Here is a 14,769-nt window from a genome sequence, read left to right on the forward strand (position 1 = left end):
CTTCTCAGGCGGCTGCCCGCCCGGCCAGAATTGCATCACGGTAGGCTGCAAGACCCGCCGACAGAGAATAGGCGGGCTCCCAGCCCAAATCGGCCTTGATGAGCGAGATGTCGAAAGCCGTCTGCACGTCCGGGACATCGTCCTGTCCCGGCACCAGCTTCGCCCGCATGTCCGGAATTGAAGGCGCCGCGGCTTCGACGATCTCGGGCACGGTGAGCGCTTCGCCGGAGCCGACATTGTATTCGCGATGGGCCAACGCCGACGCCTCCAGCGCCGTCACGACCGCGCCCGCGACATCATCGGCATAAACATAGTGATAGACGAATCCCGGGTCGCAGGGGATCGTGGTCTCCGCTCCGCCAAGAGCGTCGCGGATCAGTGAAGCCAGATGGCAATTGGCGCGGCGATAGGGGCCGTAGACGCGCCCGATCCGCAGGCTTACGCCGCTCAATCCGTAATCTTCGCCGAAGCCCTGGATGAGCTGTTCGCAGGCGACCTTCGTTGCGCCATAGACGGAGGTCGGGCGCAGCGGCGTCGCCTCGGTGATCGTCTCCGGTCCCACATTGCCATAGACGCTGATCGAGGAGCAGTAGACGAACCGCGTGAGCTGCTGCTCGCGCGCGAGATCGAGAAGCAGCGCCGTCACGTCGATATTGGCAGAAACGAGCTTCAGCGGCTCGCCCTTGGCCATCATCGGCCCGGAGATTGCACCGCAATGCACGATAGCCTCGATATCGCGGCCGCTGATGAGCGCCTCGAGGGCCGAGTGATCGTCGAGGTGCATGACGTGCAGAGCCCGATCGTCCCGGCCGAATGTGGTGATGTCGGTGGCGACCACCCGATGTCCGCGCGATGACAGCATCGGGCGGAGTGCCATGCCGATCAGGCCGGCCGCTCCTGTGACGAGCACATTCATCAGAGCGCGACCATGCCGCCGTCGACGCTGACGTCGGCGCCGGCCATGAAGGATGAGCCTTCCGAGCACAGAAACAGCACGACGGCCGCGACCTCCGGCGACTCGGCGAAGCGGCCGATCGGCGTCAGCGGCAGGAAGGCGGCGCGTTGCTCTTCCGTCACGTCGCGCTGTAGACCCGTCATTGTCGTGCCCGGGGAGACGGAATTGATCTGCACGTTCCGGGACGCATATTGCACGCCCGCCTGCCGTGTGAGCGCGAGCACGGCGCCCTTGGAAGCGCAATAGGCGGCTGCGTCGCGCAAGCCGATATGCGCTGCCGTGGAGGCAACGTTGCAGATCTTGCCGCGGCGCTGCGCCAGCATCTGCGGCAGGACGGCTTTCATCCCCAGCCAGACACCCTTGGCATTGACGTCCAGAATGCGGTCCCAGACCTCTTCGGCAACCTCGGCCGCCCTGTCGCCCGGAACGGCGATTCCCGCGTTATTGACGAGGATGTCGATGCGCCCGAAACGCGCGACGAGATCGTCGGCAAGCGCCGTCCAGCCCTTCCCATCACGCACGTCCAGCGTCACCGCCTCGGCTTTACCGCCAGCGGCGCGGATCTCTGCCGCAGCCTCATCGGCGCCCCTGATGTCGACGACCGCGACATGCGCGCCGCCAGCGGCAAAGCCCTCCGCCGCCGCTCGTCCGATGCCGCTGCCTGCACCAGTGACGATGGCGATCTGTCCGTCGAAGCGATGTGGGGAGTTCGTCATGACGATCCGTCCAGAATGGCGAGGGGAGCGGGCGCGAATTCGCGCAAGGCCGGCGACGTGGCGATGAAGGCGAGGAGGTCGCGATCCCGCCCATGACCCGCGACGATCTGGACGCCGATGCCGCCGTTGTCCGGCGTCATGGCAAGTGGCACCGTTGCCGCCGGCAGCCCCGCGATATTCATCCATCCTGTGAAGACTGCATGCCCACGCGGCCCAACCGCCTGCCCGTTGATCGATGAGGGAAACACCTCCTCCGCCGGCCAGGCGAGCGCGGCCGTTGCCGGGCACACCAGCAGGTCGAAGTGGGAAAAGAAGATACCTGCCTGCCGACGCGCCTCAGCGGCGGCGGCGAGGGCATCGAAGATGTCGGCGGCTGTGCGGCGGGCGCCCTCCTCCGCCATGGCGCGGGCGGTCGGGTTCACCTTCGATTGCCAGTCCGGCACTTTCGAGAGGTGCCAAGCCAGGCCGGCTTGGGCAACCGTGCTCCAAGCCGCCGCCAAAAGCCCGGCCTCGTAGGGCACCTCCACCGACGTGACCGGCAGTCCGGCATCCGCCAGTTGCGCTACGAAACGGTCCACCGCGGCCGCGATGCTTGGATCGACCGGATTGTCCCCGACACGGGGTAGATAGCCGACCCTCGGAACCGCCGCAAAGGGCGGCAGAACCGCCAGCGACGCGAGCGAACGCGGATCGGCGGGGTTGTAGCCTGCGAGGATTTCGTGAGTGGCGAGCAGATCACCGGGTGAGCGCGCCACCGGACCGATCACCTCGAAATCCCCAAGGATTTGCGGAAAGCCGTCGTAACGGATCACCTGGCCTGCCGACGGCTTGAAGGCATAGAGCCCACAGTGACCGGCCGGCCGCCTCAAAGACCCTCCACCGTCGGTGCCGATCGCGATGGGCCCAATGCCGGCCGCCACCGCAGCGGCACCGCCGCCGGTGGAACCGCCGGGCGTGCGTTGAAGTGCGTGCGGGTTGCGTGTCGTGCCGAACAGTAGGTTGCTCGTATAGCCCTGCACCGTGAATTCCGGCACATTGGTCTTGCCGAAGAGGACGGCGCCGGCGGCACGGAGCCTCGCCACGGCCGGCTCGTCGTGGTCGGGCATGAAATCCGCATAGAGCCTGCTGCCCCACGTGGCCGGAAACCCTTCGAGGTACAGATTGTCCTTCACGGTGATCGGCACGCCGTCGAGGGCCGACAGGGCGGCGCCCGCCTGCCAACGGGCAGCGGAGCGGCGCGCGTCTTCCCGTGCGCGATCGCGATCGAGCGCCACCACGGCATTGATCGCCGGATTGACGGCCTCCAGGCGCATAAGTACCGCCTCGATCGCCTCGATGGGTGTGAAGAGGCCGGCGCGATAGCCCGCGGCCAAATCCCCGGCCGTCAGGCTCCACAGCGGCGCGTCCGTCCCGCTCATGCCAGTTCCCCCACATGCTGAGACAGCGGAACCGGCACATCCCGATAAAGTCTCGCAAGCTTTGCTTGAAAAGCGGCTTCGGTCTTCTTCAGCGTGCCAGCGACCGGGTCAGCCCCTTCGAGCATCGTATCGGTCGCCGCGCGCGAGAAATCCACCACGAAGCGCACCCGCTCCGCCCGGCGCTGCTCGACGCGCTCCGCGACGGTCGCGAGCGGCCGGTGCTCGGCAAGCGCAAGTTTCACCTCGTCCACGACCACGCAAGCGTCTTCGCAGGCTTGCGTGGCCCCCTGCCCGAGCGTCGGCACCATGGGATGGGCACTGTCGCCGACGAGCAATATGCCGGGCTCGCGACCATAGGCGACGCCCCCCTCCTGCAAACGCGCCCAATGGATGCGATCGGCGTAGCGTTCGATGGCGTCGAGCAGATAGGCCACCTCGGGCGATGGTGGGCCATCCGCGGGCGTATAGGCTGCGCGGAGAAATTCCCGTCGCTTCATGGCATCGGGAATGGCGCCGCCGGCCCAGATCGGAAAGGAGCCGGCGCAGTAGACGAAACCGCCCGGCACGCGGAAGGCCAACAGGCGGTTAGGCCCGTTGAACCATTGGCTGTAGTCGCCGATCGGGCAGTCGCTACCAGCCGGAAACAACATACGATAAAGGCACACACCGAGAAAATTGGGGCGTTCCGGCCCTCCCAGCACAAACTGCCGAATGAGCGAGTAGCGCCCGTCTGCGGCGATCAGGAGATTGATGTCGTCGATCCGTCTCTCGGAACCCGACTCACTATCGAGGAAGCGGACGAAGGGCTTGCCCGCATCACGGCCGCAGTCGACGAGTTCGGCGCGGTAGCGGACGTGATCGGCGATCGGCTCGCGCAGCAGCGTATAGAGTTCGGCCCAGCGGATGCGGACGCCGGGATTGTCGGCCACCGTATCGAGGCGAAGGTCCATCAGCGGACGCCCATCGGTCAGGGCGACCGTCCACCGCGTCCAGGGCAGGCTGTTGGCACGGATGGCTTCGGCGCTCTCGGGCAGATGCAGCGCCAGGCATTTCAAGGCATTAGGCCCGATATTGAGACCGGTGCCCGCCTCGGTGTGATCCTCCCGGCCGACGCGTTCGAGACAGACCAGATCGATATCGTGCTGCCCGCGAAGTCCCGCCGTGATCAGGCTGCCGGCAATACCCGCGCCGACCACGACCACACGCTGTCTCTTCGTCATGATCAAGCGCCCGCGCGATCGGCAATGAGGGCGACCATACCGCCGCCATCGGGGCCTTGATGCTCTGCACCGCCGGAGACGAACAGGCCCGTATCGTTCAGGACACTGGCGACGATCGCGCCGACAGCGCCACGGATATGGCGCTGCTCGTTGATGTCTCCGTCATTGAGCATAGTGTGCGGGCGGCCGCGCACCAGTCCGTCGCGCTGCGCCTCGCATTTGACGAAGGCGGCGCGCAGGCGGCCTGGATCCGCGATCTGAGGTGCCGAGGGGAAGCCGAGACGCTGTACCATGGCATGGAGGCTGGCGACGTCGAGGGCGTCAGTCATCGTGGTGTGCTCGATCGCGAGGCGGCCCGACCAACGGCGCCCCATACCCATGACGATTACCTCATTGGTGCGCACCTCGACGCCGGCCGAGATGCTGGCGACCGAGGAATGAAGCGAAAGGTCCTTCAGCACGGCGGCCTCCACGGCCCTGTCGGCCGGGATCTCGCCGAGCGCCTTGGCGACGCCCAAAGCGCAAGCAGCGCGCCCGAAGCTCATCAGCTTGCCGGGATTGTCGGTGACGGGCGGCCTGCCCGCATTTTGATCGTTGATGATCTCGGCGAGGCTGAAAGCCGGCCCCTTCACCTGCACGAAATGCACCTCATCGATGCTCCCCTCCGCCACGGCTTGCCGGACCGCCGCCGCAACGGCATCGATCTGCGCCTGTCGACCGACGTCGGATGGACGCATCGCCGGGGTGAAGGCGACACCGATTGCCAGCGCATTGCCGGCGCCGGCCGCTTCATCTGCCGTGACCGTGAACAGCGTGTAATGCGGCGACAGCACGCCCTCGACACCACCGGAAAAGACGAAGGGCACACGCTCGCGCACCGCCTCCGGCGTCTCCCCGGTTCGTTCACCGATCAGCAACGACAGACAGAGCGTGAGATAGCCGCGCGTGTAATCGTTGACCAGACCGTTGCCATGCGTCTTGCCGATCACCGCGACGATCGTCTTCGGGTCAATGGCACCGCGGTCGATCGCCTCCTTCAGGCCCGAAACGTCGCTGGGATCGGTGAGGCTGAAACGGTGGACATCGGCGCGCACGAAACAGCTCCATGCTTTTGAATCTCAATCGAAAGAAGGGCTACCGCCCGATCAGGCTTTCAGAACCGGCGCTCGCGCCACCACTGTGGCAATGCCAGCCGAGTGCTTGCGGCGGGCACTCGCTCACGCCGGTGCGAAGACATAGACGGAGTGGACGTAACCGAGCGAAAGCGCCGTGTACCAGGCAATGATCAGCGCCAGCATCACGACGCACATCGTGATGCTCACCGCCGTCATGCGCGGCGCCTCGATGAAGGTGCGTTGCGGATAGGCACCGAAAGCACGCGCCTCCATCGACATGACCATCATCGCAGCCCGGCGCAGGCTGCCGACGAGCAGCGGCATCGCGTAGCGCTTGGCCTCGCCGATCCGGCCCGCGAGCCCGCCTTTGCGAGTCACGCCGCGCACGAGCTGGGCTGCCCGTATCGTCTTGATCTCCTCCTCGATGGTCGGAATGATCCTGAGCGCGATGAAGAAGGCATAGGCGATGCGATAAGGTATGTGCATCTGCGTCACCAGCGCGATGGCGAGCTCGCGCGGATCGGTGCTGCGCACGAAGACGAGCGTCGACAGGATGATGGTGTAGATGCGCAACGCCGAGGCGAGCGCGTAATCGGCACTTTCGACATAAATCGGATGCCCGACAATGTGAAAGGCGACATGCGTGCCGGGCAAAGTCAAAGTCTGAATAAGGAAGAAGCTTACGCAGGCCACACCGAACAGCCATGTTCCGCGAAAGATTTCGGCCGGCGAGAGCCTGGCGAGAGCAAGCGCGGTGAACAGCACCGCGGCAGTAATCAGAATCTGGACCCAGGCGATATAGGCACCGAAGGCGAGCAGCGACACCGCCAGAAGCCAAGCAAGCTTGGTCAGCGGGTCGAGCCTGTGGAAGAATGACCCTCCGGCGCGGAACTGAAATGCCGTCGAGCGCCTCATGCCGCCGCCCTCCCCTCGCCGGCTACGGCGCTGACCAACGATTCAAGTGACAAGGTCGGCCGGACCGGCCCTCCGGGACGCAGCTTGGCCAGCCGCTCGCTGATCTCGAAGACCGGCGGCCGCAGCAATCCCGCCTCCTTCAGAAGCGCTCCATCGGCGAACATGTCCGCCGGCAGTCCATCAAATAGCAGCCGGCCACCGCTGATGACGATCGAACGGTCGGCCCATTCCGCCACGAGGCGAACGTCGTGGGTGATCATGAGGATTGTGGTCTTGTAGCGCTCGCGAAGCCGCGCCATCAGGCCCATGAGCTGCTGCGCGCGCTCGTGATCCTGCCCGATCGTCGGCTCGTCGAGCACCAGGAGCTGCGGCTCGAGCACCAGCATCGTGGCGACGCTCAGCCGCCGCCGCTCCCCGAGGCTGAGGCTGAACGGAGACCTGTCGCGATAGCGCTCGAGATCGACGATGCCGAGAACTTCAGCCACGCGCTGCTCGACGGCCTCGTCGGAATAGCCGCGGACGATCAGGCCATAGGCGACCTCGTCCCAGATCCTGTCCGTGACGAACTGGTGGTCCGGGTTCTGGAAAACGTAGCCGATCTCAGCGGCCACCTCCTTGATGCCGAGGCTCGCGATATCTTTGCCCCTCAGCAAGATAGTGCCTTTCGGCGGCGGATTGATGCGCATCAGGAGGCGCGCCAGCGTGGTCTTGCCGGAGCCGTTGCGTCCGCATAGGGCGACGATGCTGGAGTGGCCAAGCTCGAAGCTGATACCGTCGAGAATCGGTCGCTTCGGTTCATAGCCGAAACCGAGGTTCTGGACGCGCAGCAGAGGCTCCGTTTGCTCTTCGACGGTGGGGCGCTGTGCCGGAGCCGGGAGTGGCGCGCCCGCTCTGAGCCGTCCCATGGCGAATGCCACCGCCTGGTCGACGTTAAGTGGCACGTCTGCCGGGTCGAGCGTTGCACCTGTGGAGTCGCAAAGCGCCAGCGCGAACTCCGAGGCCTGTGGAAACCAGGCGCTCGTTGGGACGGCCTGGCCCTCTTCCGAACGTGCGCCGCGACGCTGCGAAAAGGCCTGTCTCGGCGTGCCATCGAACACGACGGCACCACGGTCCATCATGACGACTCGCGTCACCATGTCGGCGAGCTCGTCGACGCGGTGCTCGACCATGACGATGGTCGTGCCGAGTTCGCGATTAAGTTGGTGCAGAACCTGGAAGATTTCGGCCATGCCGGCCGGATCGAGATTGGCGGTCGGCTCGTCGAGCACCAGCAGACGCGGGCGAGCTGCGAGCACCGCCGCGATGCTTACGCGCTGCTTCTGGCCACCGGACAGATCGAAGATGGAACGGTCGCCGAAACCGTCCAGCCCGACAAAAGTAAGCGCTTGGGCTTGGGATTCGAGGATCTCGCCGGCAGGGCGGCGAAGATTCTCCAGGCCGAAACACACCTCGTCACGCACCCGCGTGTTGATGATCTGGGCTTCCGGATCCTGGAAGACCATGCCGACTTCCGTGGCGAAGGCGGAAACCTTGGTCTCCGCCACCGGCTTGCCGCAGACGAAGGCCTCCCCCGTCAGCGTACCCTTGAGCGTGTGCGGAATGGTGCCGTTGAGCACCTGCAGGAGCGTGCTCTTGCCGCAGCCGCTGGGCCCCAGGATCAGCACGAATTCACCATCCTGCACCGTCAGCGATACGTCGCGCAGAACGAATTCAGCCTCGCCTTCATAAGCATAGGAGAAGGCGCGAATGTCGACCGCCGGGCTCGCCTGCTTGCCTTCTGTTCCCGGCATCTCCTCGGATGCTCCAAGGTCCGCCGCGATATCGAGGCCGCCAACAGCGTCCTCTTGGCTCTCATCGAACGGCATCATCGATCCGCCTCGCATGTGCCGTTACGCCGGTGATCCCTGGGGCGCAACGGGCGCTGGACGGGCGGCAATCGCAGTGCCGCGGAGCACGCCGGCCCGAGCAAGAGCATGGGCGATCGGCTTGACCAGGATGATCGCATAGACGGCGCCGCTGACCATGCGAATGATAAGCGCGAGCAGGTTGTAGCCGATGCCCATATCGCCGACGCCGAAGAAGTAGACCTCCGGGATTTGCTGAAGAAGCGGGGCGAGCGCACCCGCCAGCGCAAGCACGGAAAGGGTCCACTTCTTATAGCCGTAGAAGGCAAAGCCGAGATCCGACATGAAGCCCTGAAGAAAGCCGGCGCCGAGGACCATGACACCATTCGGATTGCCCGACAGAACCTGCGCGACACCATTCATCGTCTCAGCCAGGGTGGCAGCGCCCGGCTTTCGAATGATGTAGCCGCACAACGGACCGGAAATATAAAAGCCGCCACAGATCGCGGCGAAGGCGAGAAAGCCGTAGCTGCCTGAAAAGGTCATGAAGAGCCGGCCGAGCATGGCGTTGGGCGTTCCCAATACACCATTGATCACGCCGATGACTGCCATGATGACGATTTCGATCAGCGTGAAGCCGATGAAGAACTTACCGCTCGTGCGGTTCATGAAATAGGCGATCGCCGCCAGCACGATTCCGATCGCCGCGACCAACAGGTAAAGTGTGGCGACTGTCATGAGATGCTCCCCAACCTTTCGACCACAGAAACAAGTGATGAGCGTTGCCGCGCACAAGGTGCCGGGCTAGGTGCAATCGCGCTGAGCGGCCGTTCTTGCGCATCACAGGATACGACCGCCGTCTGCTTGCCCCACCGCAGTTATGATGCAGCCGAACGCCATTCGACGAAAGACGAAGTTGTCGGCATCACTGTGAAAAGCTGCCTAAATAATAACAGCTTAAAACATGGGCATATGCGACAAAAATAACTCGCCGTCGTCTTCAGACGCGTCAGAGGTAAGCCTTGGGAAAGAGCATGTGGATACCTTTATTGCCATCCACAAGTTGGGTCACGCGCAGGTTTCCGGCCAGTGAGCACAGCATATAGGCCTGGTTGCGCGTAAGGGCGGAGCGTGCGCATACATGCTTCACCATTTCGCGCACGGCCTGTTCGGCCGCGTCGTCGAGATCCTCGTCGAGGCCGATCGACATCAGATGGGTAGCGGTTTCCGCAAAGGGCCAATCGACCGGCAGATCCTTCCGCACGGTGAGACGAAACGTGCCGGTGACGCCAGTCTCCAGAGCTGTGATGCACACCTCGCCGTCTGCCTGCACCGCGTGTCCGTCACCGGCATAAAAGAGTGCCCCCTCGTTGTAGACCGGCAGATAGAGGGTGCTGCCGGGCCTGAGCTCACGGTTGTCCATGTTGCCGCCGAAGCTGCGCGGCACCGGCGAGCCGCATCGCCCCCACGCCGGCGGCGGCGCCACGGCGAGGATGCCGAAGAAGGGATCGAGCGGGATCTCCGTGCCCCATGGCATCACGGCCACGTTGCGCGCATGGTCGAAGCGGGGATGGATTGTTTCGTAGTCGGTGAATTCGTCGGGCAATGTCCCGAGTAGCGGCAGAATGGACATAAATCCCCAATCCTGGCGCACCTTCACGTCGATCACCTCGATCTGCAAAGTGTCGCCCGGCTTAGCTCCGGCCACAGCCACCGGCCCGGTAATGAAATGCGGACCTGGACCCTGATGCAGCGTCTCGAGCGCGATCATATAGTCTTCGGGCACCAGGCCCCGATCGGGCGGGAGGGTCTCCTTGCCTCCGGCCGGAAAGGAATGGAGCGTCACCAGATCGCCGGAGCCGACTTCGAGCACCGGCGGGGTGGTCGAGTCGATATAGCCCCACACCATGTTGTCCGGAGTTGCGGGGATCTCATGACGGCGCGACATCGAGGGCTCTCCGCATGTGTGGCCAGTGCCGAGCGGGGCCCGGCTCCGACGCAAGCTGCTACCGCCGATACTTCTCGGGGCGGTCGAATTCTGCGGCGACAGCTCGCCGGCGCAACGTCAAACTCTGGTCAGTGTCTGCCCAAAAATGCTCCAATCAGAGTGATCTTCCACCGTCAGGTTTGTCCGAATCTTGCTTCATCTGAACTGCCAGATCCAAATCTCCTGGCCCAAGCCGGCGGCCTCGATGGCCGCCATACGAACGAGGTGATCCATGAGGCGTTCCCGGTTCGCCGAGGGCGAGATCGTCCATTTGCTTGCGGAAGCCGACAATGGCGTTTCCATCCCCGAAATCTGCCGCGCCGCCGACGTTTCGCCGCGCACCTTCTATCGGTGGAGGCGACGCTTCGGCGGTCTATCGCTCCGGGACGTGAACCGGATGAATGAGCTCGAAGGCGAGAACAGGCGGCTCAAAGCGCTGGTCGCGCATTTCACGGCCCGCCTCGCCTCGCAATCCGACGCGGACGCCACAGGGCGCCCGGTGCCATTACCGGCCCTGCGCAGCGACGTCGGCAGCGACGATGCCCACGCCGGCATGCAGCCCTTGCGCAGGCCCGTCGCCACGGTCGTTGGCCGCTTTCCAAACCTGCGCACCGGCCGGTAACGGCACTCGCCTGCCAGGCGGTGCGGAATCGAGCAACACCGTGAGGAAATTCTCGGCAGACGGTCGCAGGCATAATGTCACCAGTGACGGAATGAGTGGTCGGACCACCCATGTCTGCCCGTGTCGCGCAACCTTCGGCGGGATTGTTGTGGAAATTGCCCGCTGGCTGCGCTCGGCACGAACAGCCCAGGATGCGTAACGAGATTTCTGAGTATTTTGCAGGCTCCCTCCGCCGCGCATTTGAGCTTGGCCGAGGGCCCCTCCCGCCCAACACTGTGGGAACGCGCAGCTTGACCTGCGTTCGCAGAGGGGAGTTCAAATCATGTCCGGTGGCTCGCGCGGCAACCTCGACCGCCGCCTTTTCCTAAAGACGTCGGCGGCGTTCGCTTGCGGCGCTCTCGCGGTACCGATGCTGCCGAAAGGCGCAAGCGCCGCAACCCTGAAGACGGTGCGCTTCAGCGAAGCCGTACACAACCTCGGCTATATCAATCTCTATGTCGGCATGCACGCAGGCATCTTCGCGAAGAACGGCCTCGACATGCAGGTCAGCGCCGCCGGCGGCGACACCCAGACCTTCGCGGCCGTGCTCGGCGGCTCGGCCGACTTCGCCATCGGCGACGCCACCATGGCGGTGATTTCACGCGAGAACGGCGGACCGGGTGTCGTAATCGGCACCGTCGTGCAGCGCGCGCACTATTTCGGTGTCTCGAAAACCCTGCAGCCGATCACGGATCCGAAGGACTTCAAGGGCCTGCGTATCGTCACCTCGCCCGAACCCAACACCAACTACAGCGTCGCCAAGCGCCTGCTCGAACAAGCCGGCCTCAAGGTCGGCACGGATGCGACCATCATCACGGTCAATCCCGGAACCGAGATCGCCGCAATGCTGGCGGGCCAGGCCGACATGGCTATCGCCTATCAGCCGAGCGTTGCCGCCGCCGAGGCCCAGGGCGCCAAGGTAGTCTTCGATTTCTCGAATTACATCGGTCCGTTCTGCAACACAGGCATCATGGTGCTGCCCACGACGCTCCAGCGTGATCCGGAGATGGTGCAGGCGCTCGTTACGTCCTTCGAGGAAGCCTCGCGCAAAACCTATGCCGATCCCGCCTTCGCGAAGGAGGTCGCCCGCAAGGAATTCCCCGACCTGCCCGCACCGGTCGTGGATGCGGCAATCGACGCAGAGCTCAAGTATCTCATTCCCGCTCAATCCGTGGTCGTGAAGCAGGATCAGTGGAAAAACCTGATGGACATGCAAGTCTACCTGCACAATGTGAAGGGAACCGTGCCCTTCGAACAGATCATCGATAATTCATGGGCCGAGAAGGCGGCGGCAAAGCTCGGTTGAGCTGACGGATGCGCGCAGCAGCGATTTCCCTCAACGACGCGGAGGCAGCCAGCCCGTCTCCGCTCGTCGTCGACCATGTGTCGAAGACCTACGAAGCCGCCGGCCAACTCGTGCCCGTGATCGGCGACCTCAGCCTGACGCTGGCCGCCGGCGAGATCGTTGCTATCGTCGGGCCGTCCGGCTGCGGCAAGACCACGCTGCTCAACGTGCTCTGCGGGCTCATCCGACCCGACCGCGGCCGCATCCTCTGGCACGGCCGCGAGACGGCCGGACAGCCCGCCGGCGTCGGCTATATGCTGCAGAAGGACCTGCTCTTCGCTTGGCGCACCGCCATCGGAAACGTCCTGCTCGGCCTCGAAATTCGGGGCGTGCCGGCCGGCGAGGCAGAAGACCGGGCGCGGGTTCTGCTCGACCAACTCGGCCTCCACGGCTTTGCCGACCATTATCCCTCCACCTTGTCGGGCGGCATGCGCCAGCGGGTGGCTCTTGCCCGCACCCTGGTCAACGACCCCGACGTGCTGCTGCTCGATGAACCCTTCGCGGCACTCGACTTCCAGACCAAGCTGCTGATCGAGAGCGATACGGTGAAACTCGTGCGGGACGGGCGGCGTTCTGTGCTCCTCATCACGCATGACATCGAGGAGGCGGTGTCCGTCGCCGACCGCGTGATCGTGCTGTCGCAGCGTCCAACACGCATCAAGGCCGCTTACGACATCGCCCTCGAGAGCGATCGGACGGACATGATCGCGGCGCGCGAGAGCGCCGGTTTCAGCGATTACGTGCGACGGATCTGGGGAGACCTCGAGGTGGCGCGCCGATGACAGTTCGTTCCGACAATGCGGGTCTGCATGTCGCCGTCGACAAATCCAGTCCGTTCACAACCCGGGGCCGCTTCACGCGCCTGCGGACGACGGCCGCGGTTGTCTTGGCGCAGGCTCTGCTGCTCGCGGCTTTCCTCGGCTTCTGGCAATATATGACGAGCCGCAACAGCCAGGCGGCCTTTATGTTCGGCTCGCCGTCGGCGATTGCGGGCTTTCTCGGGCAGATGGCGAGCGACGGCAGTCTTTGGCGAGACAGCTATGTCACGGGCGTCGAGACCCTGCTCGGTTTCGCCCTCGGCAATTTCGCCGGCACCTTGCTCGGCCTATCGCTCTGGTATTCGCGCTTCGTCTCGCGCGTCGTGCAACCCTTCATCGTGGCGCTCGGTTCGATCCCCATCGTCGCGCTCGCTCCCATCATCATCATCTGGTTCGGCACGGGACTCGCCTCGAAGATCGCCATGTCGACCCTGTCGGTGGTCGTGGTCGCGCTGGTCACGTCCTACAAGGGTGCCGTCGGGGTCGATCCCGACCAGATCAATCTCATGCGCACCCTCGGCGGCTCCAAGTTCCAGATCTTCCGCAAGCTCGTCGTACCAGCCTCGCTCACCGACATCTTCGCCGGGCTGAAGCTCACCGTCGGCTTTGCGCTCATTGGCGCGATCATCGGCGAGTTCATGTCGTCCTCCGAAGGTCTCGGCCACCAGATCTTCAAGGCGGGGTCGCTTTACATCATTCCGAAAGTTTTCGCGGCGCTCGTCGCCACTATCGGGCTCGCGCTCATCCTCACCTTCCTGGTCGGCAAGGTAGAGCAGTTGCTCACGCCCTGGCGACGCGCGGCGTAAACCGCGCCACACATACCCACCATTCGCAAGAAATCTGGAGACGACATGACCACCCGCGTCAGCAAGGCCGGCAACATCAAATATGCGCTCTCCGGCGATGCCTCGTTCATTGCCGCGGTCGAGCCGGGCGAGATCGTTACCGTCGAGTGCGCCATCAATGTCAACGACGGGACGATCCGTCACGTTGGTCAGCAGCTTACCGAGGCGGATGTCGCCATGCCCTTCGTCAACGGCGCAACCGGACCGATCGAGGTTCGCGGCGCCCGCCCTGGCGACATGCTGAGCCTCGAGATCCTCGACATGGAGCTCGACAGCATCGGCTTCACCGCGCTCTGGCCGGGCGTCGGCATGTTCCCGGATTGGGTGCGGCGCAAGGAATTCGGCATCCAGACGCGCGTCGTCGAAGTCTCGGACGGCCTTGTCCACTGGAGCGATCGCGTGAAACTTCCGGTGAAGCCGATGATCGGCGTCGTCGGCGTCGCCCCCCTTCTCGGGTCGGTACCGACCGTCGACAACGGCCCGCACGGCGGCAATCTCGATGTGCAGGAGATCACCACCGGCAATGTGGTGAAGCTACGCGTGCAGAAGGACGGCGCCCATCTCTTCATCGGCGACTGCCATGCCATCCAGGGCGATGGCGAATGCAACGGCATGGGCGCCATCGAGATCGCGGCCGTCGTGACGGTCCGCGTCGGCCTGGCGCCGGCGCCGAAACGCCTCAACCATCCGCGCATCGAAACGCCGACCCATATCTGCACGCTCGGCTGCGCGCGTCCTCTCGAAGATGCCATGCGCACGGCCTTCGAGGAGATGGTCTATTGGATGGAGGATGACTGGAATATTCCAGCAGCGGAAGGCTACATGCTGCTCGGCCAGATCGCCGAAGCTCGCTGCACCCAGATGGTCAATCCGAAATATACCTATGTCTGCAAGGTGCCGAAGAACGTGCTCGAGAGCTACGGCTGAAAG

14 protein-coding genes are annotated in these 14,769 nt (G+C 64.3%); 5 read left to right on the top strand and 9 right to left on the bottom strand.

Annotated features, from left to right (window positions below):
- Positions 1–4: 4 nt before the first annotated feature.
- The 9 genes from ACFQU1_RS25520 to ACFQU1_RS25560 form a co-directional block, all read right to left on the bottom strand.
- Positions 5–916, bottom strand: coding sequence for an NAD-dependent epimerase/dehydratase family protein (locus tag ACFQU1_RS25520; protein WP_378138095.1), 912 nt, complete (start codon positions 914–916; stop codon positions 5–7).
- Positions 916–1,671 carry an SDR family NAD(P)-dependent oxidoreductase gene (locus ACFQU1_RS25525; protein ID WP_378138097.1) on the bottom strand — a complete coding sequence of 252 codons (756 nt, stop codon included), beginning with the start codon at positions 1,669–1,671 and terminating at the stop codon, positions 916–918. Before ACFQU1_RS25525 ends, ACFQU1_RS25520 begins: the two co-directional genes overlap by 1 nt.
- Positions 1,668–3,089: an amidase gene (locus tag ACFQU1_RS25530; protein ID WP_378138099.1), complete on the bottom strand. Its 1,422-nt coding sequence runs from the start codon at positions 3,087–3,089 to the stop codon at positions 1,668–1,670. The genes ACFQU1_RS25525 and ACFQU1_RS25530 overlap by 4 nt, the downstream gene beginning before the upstream one ends.
- Positions 3,086–4,309, bottom strand: a complete 1,224-nt coding sequence (locus tag ACFQU1_RS25535) for an FAD-dependent oxidoreductase (RefSeq protein WP_378138101.1) — start codon at positions 4,307–4,309, stop codon at positions 3,086–3,088. The genes ACFQU1_RS25530 and ACFQU1_RS25535 overlap by 4 nt, the downstream gene beginning before the upstream one ends.
- Before the next feature lie 2 nt (positions 4,310–4,311).
- Positions 4,312–5,403: a ring-opening amidohydrolase gene (locus tag ACFQU1_RS25540; RefSeq protein ID WP_378138103.1), complete on the bottom strand. Its 1,092-nt coding sequence runs from the start codon at positions 5,401–5,403 to the stop codon at positions 4,312–4,314.
- Between the two features lie 123 nt (positions 5,404–5,526).
- Positions 5,527–6,339, bottom strand: a complete 813-nt coding sequence (locus ACFQU1_RS25545; RefSeq protein WP_378138105.1) for an energy-coupling factor transporter transmembrane component T family protein — start codon at positions 6,337–6,339, stop codon at positions 5,527–5,529.
- On the bottom strand, positions 6,336–8,207 hold the full coding sequence (locus ACFQU1_RS25550; protein ID WP_378138107.1) for an ABC transporter ATP-binding protein: 1,872 nt from the start codon (positions 8,205–8,207) through the stop codon (positions 6,336–6,338). The genes ACFQU1_RS25545 and ACFQU1_RS25550 overlap by 4 nt, the downstream gene beginning before the upstream one ends.
- Before the next feature lie 21 nt (positions 8,208–8,228).
- Positions 8,229–8,921, bottom strand: coding sequence for an ECF transporter S component (locus ACFQU1_RS25555; RefSeq protein WP_378138109.1), 693 nt, complete (start codon positions 8,919–8,921; stop codon positions 8,229–8,231).
- A 271-nt stretch (positions 8,922–9,192) separates the two neighbouring features.
- Positions 9,193–10,131, bottom strand: coding sequence for an acetamidase/formamidase family protein (locus ACFQU1_RS25560; RefSeq protein WP_378138111.1), 939 nt, complete (start codon positions 10,129–10,131; stop codon positions 9,193–9,195).
- A 271-nt stretch (positions 10,132–10,402) separates the two neighbouring features.
- Here ACFQU1_RS25560 and ACFQU1_RS25565 point away from each other — a divergent pair, with 271 nt between their 5' ends.
- The 5 genes from ACFQU1_RS25565 to ACFQU1_RS25585 all read left to right on the top strand — a co-directional run bounded on the left by ACFQU1_RS25565 (position 10,403) and on the right by ACFQU1_RS25585 (position 14,766).
- On the top strand, positions 10,403–10,792 hold the full coding sequence (locus tag ACFQU1_RS25565) for a transposase (RefSeq protein WP_378138113.1): 390 nt from the start codon (positions 10,403–10,405) through the stop codon (positions 10,790–10,792).
- A 322-nt stretch (positions 10,793–11,114) separates the two neighbouring features.
- Positions 11,115–12,137: an ABC transporter substrate-binding protein gene (locus ACFQU1_RS25570; RefSeq protein ID WP_378138115.1), complete on the top strand. Its 1,023-nt coding sequence runs from the start codon at positions 11,115–11,117 to the stop codon at positions 12,135–12,137.
- Positions 12,138–12,145: 8 nt separating this feature from the next.
- Positions 12,146–12,958 (top strand): ABC transporter ATP-binding protein, encoded by an 813-nt coding sequence (locus ACFQU1_RS25575; protein WP_378138117.1) that lies wholly within the window; start codon positions 12,146–12,148, stop codon positions 12,956–12,958.
- Entirely contained in the window at positions 12,955–13,800 is an 846-nt protein-coding gene (locus ACFQU1_RS25580; protein ID WP_378138119.1) for an ABC transporter permease, read from the top strand. The genes ACFQU1_RS25575 and ACFQU1_RS25580 overlap by 4 nt, the downstream gene beginning before the upstream one ends.
- Positions 13,801–13,845: 45 nt before the next feature.
- Positions 13,846–14,766: an acetamidase/formamidase family protein gene (locus ACFQU1_RS25585; RefSeq protein ID WP_378138121.1), complete on the top strand. Its 921-nt coding sequence runs from the start codon at positions 13,846–13,848 to the stop codon at positions 14,764–14,766.
- The last annotated feature ends 3 nt before the right edge of the window (positions 14,767–14,769 follow it).

It is taken from the genome of Chelatococcus sp. GCM10030263 (assembly GCF_042666455.1).
Lineage (GTDB): Bacteria > Pseudomonadota > Alphaproteobacteria > Rhizobiales > Beijerinckiaceae > Chelatococcus.

Coding starts and splice junctions, on each gene's coding strand:
- ACFQU1_RS25520 (WP_378138095.1), bottom strand. CDS start 916: ATGAATGTGCTCGTCACAGGAGCGGCCGGCCTGATCGGCATGGCACTC.
- ACFQU1_RS25525 (WP_378138097.1), bottom strand. CDS start 1,671: ATGACGAACTCCCCACATCGCTTCGACGGACAGATCGCCATCGTCACT.
- ACFQU1_RS25530 (WP_378138099.1), bottom strand. CDS start 3,089: ATGAGCGGGACGGACGCGCCGCTGTGGAGCCTGACGGCCGGGGATTTG.
- ACFQU1_RS25535 (WP_378138101.1), bottom strand. CDS start 4,309: ATGACGAAGAGACAGCGTGTGGTCGTGGTCGGCGCGGGTATTGCCGGC.
- ACFQU1_RS25545 (WP_378138105.1), bottom strand. CDS start 6,339: ATGAGGCGCTCGACGGCATTTCAGTTCCGCGCCGGAGGGTCATTCTTC.
- ACFQU1_RS25550 (WP_378138107.1), bottom strand. CDS start 8,207: ATGATGCCGTTCGATGAGAGCCAAGAGGACGCTGTTGGCGGCCTCGAT.
- ACFQU1_RS25555 (WP_378138109.1), bottom strand. CDS start 8,921: ATGACAGTCGCCACACTTTACCTGTTGGTCGCGGCGATCGGAATCGTG.
- ACFQU1_RS25560 (WP_378138111.1), bottom strand. CDS start 10,131: ATGTCGCGCCGTCATGAGATCCCCGCAACTCCGGACAACATGGTGTGG.
- ACFQU1_RS25565 (WP_378138113.1), top strand. CDS start 10,403: ATGAGGCGTTCCCGGTTCGCCGAGGGCGAGATCGTCCATTTGCTTGCG.
- ACFQU1_RS25570 (WP_378138115.1), top strand. CDS start 11,115: ATGTCCGGTGGCTCGCGCGGCAACCTCGACCGCCGCCTTTTCCTAAAG.
- ACFQU1_RS25575 (WP_378138117.1), top strand. CDS start 12,146: ATGCGCGCAGCAGCGATTTCCCTCAACGACGCGGAGGCAGCCAGCCCG.
- ACFQU1_RS25580 (WP_378138119.1), top strand. CDS start 12,955: ATGACAGTTCGTTCCGACAATGCGGGTCTGCATGTCGCCGTCGACAAA.
- ACFQU1_RS25585 (WP_378138121.1), top strand. CDS start 13,846: ATGACCACCCGCGTCAGCAAGGCCGGCAACATCAAATATGCGCTCTCC.